The 726-nt window shown below is 51.9% G+C and carries 1 protein-coding gene; it reads right to left on the minus strand.

The window, feature by feature from the left end:
* Positions 1-491, minus strand: a 491-nt coding sequence (locus CX664_RS25405; protein WP_180966648.1) for a segregation and condensation protein A, incomplete at its 3' end; no start/stop codon positions are given.
* Positions 492-726: the final 235 nt, after the last annotated feature.

Raw genomic sequence — 726 nt, forward strand, 5'->3', positions numbered from 1 at the left:
TCCAGGTCTTCGGCCGCTTTCTTAAAGCGCTCATACTCCTGCAGTCGCCTGACCAGCTCAGCACGGGGGTCGTCTTCTTCCTCTTCAGCCTCTGCGGTTCGTGGCAACAGCATTCGGGATTTGATTTCCGCCAGTGTTGCGGCCATCACCAGATATTCTGCCGCCAGCTCAAACTGGGAACTTTCCATCAGTTTGACGTATTCCATGTACTGATGGGTGATCTGGGCCACCTGGATATCGAGGATATCCATGTTGTTCCGTTTGATCAGGTAGAGCAGAAGATCCAGCGGGCCTTCAAAGGCTTCCAGAAAGACTTCCAGGGCATCCGGTGGAATGTAGAGATCGTCAGGCAGCTTGGTGAATGGTTGACCCTTAACCAGTGCCAGGGACTTTTCCGCTCTTATATGAGGAGCTTCAGGTGCAACGGATTCTACTTCCGATGGTTCTGACGACTGTTCTGGTTGTTCGGCCACGGCTTCCGTCGTGGTCATGGGCAGTTCACCTCTTGCTGGGCCGGGGGAGCCTGTCGGACTTAAGACTGTCCTACTGCGGTTGCGATAAATTGGTCTAAAAATTCCTGCTTCTTCGTCAAATAGCCCCGCTATTCTCCTCAGAAGCAGAAATTTTTATCCTCAATTTCTCGCAATCCTCGCTACGGACGCTTAAGTCCGACAGGCTCCTGGGAGGTTAGATGGCTTATTTACTGATCAGTTCCATCATGCATGC

It is taken from the genome of Endozoicomonas acroporae (assembly GCF_002864045.1).
Taxonomy (GTDB): Bacteria; Pseudomonadota; Gammaproteobacteria; order Pseudomonadales; family Endozoicomonadaceae; genus Endozoicomonas; species Endozoicomonas acroporae.